The organism is Tsukamurella ocularis (genome assembly GCF_965138335.1).
GTDB lineage: Bacteria > Actinomycetota > Actinomycetes > Mycobacteriales > Mycobacteriaceae > Tsukamurella > Tsukamurella ocularis_A.
Genome location: NZ_CBCSDV010000068.1, coordinates 1 through 5417, shown reverse-complemented (window position 1 = coordinate 5417; position 5417 = coordinate 1). Strand labels below are relative to the sequence as shown.

The 5417-nt window shown below is 54.9% G+C and carries 2 rRNA genes; both read left to right on the top strand.

Annotated elements, in window-relative coordinates:
• The first annotated feature begins 223 nt into the window (after nt 1-223).
• Nucleotides 224-1744 (top strand): 16S ribosomal RNA (locus tag ACNAYW_RS24630).
• Between the two features lie 441 nt (nt 1745-2185).
• A 23S ribosomal RNA gene (locus tag ACNAYW_RS24625) occupies nt 2186-5273 on the top strand.
• Together the 16S and 23S rRNA genes form the textbook arrangement of a ribosomal RNA operon.
• The last annotated feature ends 144 nt before the right edge of the window (nt 5274-5417 follow it).

Here is a 5417-nt window from a genome sequence, read left to right as displayed (position 1 = left end):
CCGCGTTTGGCGTGTTCTTTGAGAACTCAACAGTGTGTCGATGAAATTGTCAGTGCCAAATTTTTTGGCACGCATGGACAATCAAATTTTTTGGTTGTTTGTGTTGTGGCTTTTCTCGTTTATTTCTTTGCGAGATGTATTTCTGGAATCATTGATTTTTGTCAGTGGTTTCGTTTTGTTCAGGATTTCCTGATTATGCTGAAACCTTGTGTTTCTAGTGTTTTTTATGGAGAGTTTGATCCTGGCTCAGGACGAACGCTGGCGGCGTGCTTAACACATGCAAGTCGAACGGTAAGGCCCCTTCGGGGGTACACGAGTGGCGAACGGGTGAGTAACACGTGGGTGACCTGCCCTGTACTTCGGGATAAGCCTGGGAAACTGGGTCTAATACCGGATATGACCTTCTCCTGCATGGGGGTTGGTGGAAAGCTTTTGCGGTACAGGATGGGCCCGCGGCCTATCAGCTTGTTGGTGGGGTAATGGCCTACCAAGGCGACGACGGGTAGCCGGCCTGAGAGGGCGACCGGCCACACTGGGACTGAGACACGGCCCAGACTCCTACGGGAGGCAGCAGTGGGGAATATTGCACAATGGGCGAAAGCCTGATGCAGCGACGCCGCGTGAGGGATGACGGCCTTCGGGTTGTAAACCTCTTTCAGTAGGGACGAAGCGCAAGTGACGGTACCTACAGAAGAAGCACCGGCCAACTACGTGCCAGCAGCCGCGGTAATACGTAGGGTGCGAGCGTTGTCCGGATTTACTGGGCGTAAAGAGCTCGTAGGCGGTTTGTCACGTCGTCTGTGAAAACCCGAGGCTTAACCTCGGGCCTGCAGGCGATACGGGCAGACTTGAGTACTGTAGGGGAGACTGGAATTCCTGGTGTAGCGGTGGAATGCGCAGATATCAGGAGGAACACCGGTGGCGAAGGCGGGTCTCTGGGCAGTAACTGACGCTGAGGAGCGAAAGCGTGGGTAGCGAACAGGATTAGATACCCTGGTAGTCCACGCCGTAAACGGTGGGTACTAGGTGTGGGTTTCCTTCCACGGGATCCGTGCCGTAGCTAACGCATTAAGTACCCCGCCTGGGGAGTACGGCCGCAAGGCTAAAACTCAAAGGAATTGACGGGGGCCCGCACAAGCGGCGGAGCATGTGGATTAATTCGATGCAACGCGAAGAACCTTACCTGGGTTTGACATATAGAGGATCGCCGGAGAGATTCGGTTTGCCTTGTGCCTTCTATACAGGTGGTGCATGGCTGTCGTCAGCTCGTGTCGTGAGATGTTGGGTTAAGTCCCGCAACGAGCGCAACCCTTGTCTCATGTTGCCAGCACGTAATGGTGGGGACTCGTGAGAGACTGCCGGGGTCAACTCGGAGGAAGGTGGGGATGACGTCAAGTCATCATGCCCCTTATGTCCAGGGCTTCACACATGCTACAATGGCGCGTACAGAGGGCTGCGATACCGTGAGGTGGAGCGAATCCCTTAAAGCGCGTCTCAGTTCGGATTGGGGTCTGCAACTCGACCCCATGAAGTCGGAGTCGCTAGTAATCGCAGATCAGCAACGCTGCGGTGAATACGTTCCCGGGCCTTGTACACACCGCCCGTCACGTCATGAAAGTCGGTAACACCCGAAGCCGGTGGCCTAACCCCTTGTGGGAGGGAGCTGTCGAAGGTGGGATTGGCGATTGGGACGAAGTCGTAACAAGGTAGCCGTACCGGAAGGTGCGGCTGGATCACCTCCTTTCTAAGGAGCAATTAGTACCACTTGTCAGCTCGAATGTGGCTGAGGTGGTTGCTCATATTATTGGGTGGAACACTGACACGGTAATTCTTATCGCCTGCTGCCGGTTTGTCCGGTGGGTGGGGTTTCGTCGGCACACTGTTGGGTGTCTGAGAGGACACGTCCTTTCTGTTGCTGCTGCGCGTCAGCGCCGGCGTAGTGGGCCCTGTGGGGTTCGTAGCTGGTGGCGGTGTGGTGGTGTGTGTTGTTTGAGAATTGTATAGTGGACGCGAGCATCAACATGACGCTGCACTGTTTCGGTGTGGTTGTTGTGTTATGTTTCTGTAATTTTACATGTTTCTGTGTAAGCATTTTGTTGTGTTTTTTTTGGCGCTTGACGTCATGAAGGGCGCATCAGGTTTGTGATGGCTTCGGTTGTCTCGGGTTTGGTGTGTGTTTTGTGTGTTGTAAGTGTCTAAGGGCGCACGGTGGATGCCTTGGCGCAAGGAGCCGATGAAGGACGTGGGAGGCTGCGATATGCCTCGGGGAGCTGTCAACCGAGCTGTGATCCGAGGATTTCCGAATGGGGAAACCCAGCACCAGTCATGTGGTGTTACCCGCCGTTGAATATATAGACGGTGTGGAGGGAACGAGGGGAAGTGAAACATCTCAGTACCCTCAGGAAGAGAAAACAATAGTGATTCCGTGAGTAGTGGCGAGCGAAAGCGGATGAGGCTAAACCATGCACATGTGATACCGGGTAGGGGTTGTGTGTGTGGTGTTGTGGGGTTCATCTTTCCAGCTCTACCTGGCTGGACAGCAGTAAGAAAGTGTCATGTTAGGTGAAGTGGCCTGGAATGGTCCGCCGGAGAGGGTGAGAGTCCCGTAACCGAAAACGTGGTGCCTGTTGTGATGGATACCCGAGTAGCAGCGAGCCCGTGGAATTTGCTGTGAATCTGCCGGGACCACCCGGTAAGCCTGAATACTACCTTGCGACCGATAGCGGACAAGTACCGTGAGGGAAAGGTGAAAAGTACCCCGGGAGGGGAGTGAAATAGTACCTGAAACCGTGTGCTTACAATCCGTCAGAGCCCTCGTTGTGGGGTGATGGCGTGCCTTTTGAAGAATGAGCCTGCGAGTCAGTGCTCGGTGGCGAGGTTAACCCGTCTGGGGGTAGCCGTAGCGAAAGCGAGTCCGAATAGGGCGTTTGAGTCGCCGGGTCTGGACCCGAAGCGGAGTGATCTACCCATGGCCAGGGTGAAGCAGCAGTAAGATGTTGTGGAGGCCCGAACCCACTTAGGTTGAAAACTGAGGGGATGAGCTGTGGGTAGGGGTGAAAGGCCAATCAAACTCCGTGATAGCTGGTTCTCCCCGAAATGCATTTAGGTGCAGCGTCACGTGTTTCTTGCCGGAGGTAGAGCTACTGGATGGCCGATGGGCCCTCACAGGTTACTGACGTCAGCCAAACTCCGAATGCCGGTAAGTGAGAACGTGGCAGTGAGACTGCGGGGGATAAGCTTCGTAGTCGAGAGGGAAACAGCCCAGATCGCCGGCTAAGGCCCCTAAGCGTGTACTAAGTGGAAAAGGATGTCCGGTCGCGAAGACAACCAGGAGGTTGGCTTAGAAGCAGCCACCCTTGAAAGAGTGCGTAATAGCTCACTGGTCTAGTGGCTGGGCGCCGACAATGTAGCGGGGCTCAAGTACACCGCCGAAGCCGCGGCACTCACACTTTGGTGTGGGTGGGTAGGGGAGCGTCGTGCAGCCGTAGAAGCAGCAGGGTGACCTAGTTGTGGAGGCTGTGCGAGTGAGAATGCAGGCATGAGTAGCGAATGACACGTGAGAAACGTGTCCTCCGGATGACCAAGGGTTCCTGGGCTAGGTTAATCCTCCCAGGGTGAGTCGGGACCTAAGGCGAGGCCGACAGGCGTAGTCGATGGACAACGGGTTGATATTCCCGTACCCGTGTCAGATCGCCCCTGATGAATCAGTTGTACTAACCGTCCTGAAGCCGCGAGATCACCTTCGGGTGACGAGCTGGTGGATGCACGGGACCTCGGCTGGTAGTAGTCAAGCGATGGGGTGACGCAGGAAGGTAGTGGGGCCAGTCAGTGGTTGTACTGGTGTAAGCCTGTAGGGCGAGATCTAGGCAAATCCGGATCTCATACAAGCCTGAGAGGTGATGCGTAGCCGTTGCGGTGAATTCCATGATCCTATGCTGCCGAGAAAAGCCTCTAGCGAGATCTGATGTGGCCCGTACCCCAAACCAACACAGGTGGTCAGGTAGAGAATACCAAGGAGATCGAGAGAACTGTGGTTAAGGAACTCGGCAAAATGCCCCCGTAACTTCGGGAGAAGGGGGACCTCGCATTGTGACCGGATTTACTCCGTGAGCGGTGTGGGGTCGCAGAGACCAGAGAGAAGCGACTGTTTACTAAAAACACAGGTCCATGCGAAGTCGTAAGACGATGTATATGGACTGACGCCTGCCCGGTGCTGGAAGGTTAAGAGGACCGGTTAGCCGTAAGGCGAAGCTGAGAATTTAAGCCCCAGTAAACGGCGGTGGTAACTATAACCATCCTAAGGTAGCGAAATTCCTTGTCGGGTAAGTTCCGACCTGCACGAATGGCGTAACGACTTCTCTGCTGTCTCAACCACAGACTCGGCGAAATTGCAGTACGAGTAAAGATGCTCGTTACGCGCGGCAGGACGAAAAGACCCCGGGACCTTCACTATAGCTTGGTATTGGTGTTCGGTTCGGTTTGTGTAGGATAGGTGGGAGACTGTGAAGCGGGCACGCCAGTGTTCGTGGAGTCATTGTTGAAATACCACTCTGATCGTATTGGATACCTCAACCTCGGACCATGATCTGGTTCAGGGACAGTGCCTGGTGGGTAGTTTAACTGGGGCGGTTGCCTCCCAAAATGTAACGGAGGCGCCCAAAGGTTCCCTCAGCCTGGTTGGCAATCAGGTGTTGAGTGCAAGTGCACAAGGGAGCTTGACTGTGAGACTGACAGGTCGAGCAGGGACGAAAGTCGGGACTAGTGATCCGGCACCGGCAAGTGGAAGCGGTGTCGCTCAACGGATAAAAGGTACCCCGGGGATAACAGGCTGATCTTCCCCAAGAGTCCATATCGACGGGATGGTTTGGCACCTCGATGTCGGCTCGTCGCATCCTGGGGCTGGAGTAGGTCCCAAGGGTTGGGCTGTTCGCCCATTAAAGCGGCACGCGAGCTGGGTTTAGAACGTCGTGAGACAGTTCGGTCTCTATCCGCCGCGCGCGTTAGAAACTTGAGGAAGGCTGTCCCTAGTACGAGAGGACCGGGACGGACGAACCTCTGGTGTGCCAGTTGTTCCACCAGGAGCACGGCTGGTTGGCTACGTTCGGAAGGGATAACCGCTGAAAGCATCTAAGCGGGAAGCCTGTTCCAAGATTAGGTTTCTCACCACCTTGAGTGGGTAAGACCCCCTACAGACTATGGGGTTGATAGGCCAGAACTGGAAGCGCAGTAATGCGTGTAGGTGACTGGTACTAATCGGTCGAGGGCTTACCACACACATAACATTCGCCAAAACGAGCACGTAGCTCACAGAATGTAAGCGTGTAACAACAACAGAAACCAGACCGTGGTCTGGTTCGCGTCCACTATGCAATGTCTGAGACAGCACACGAGTGTGTTGTTTCGCAGTGTTACGGCGG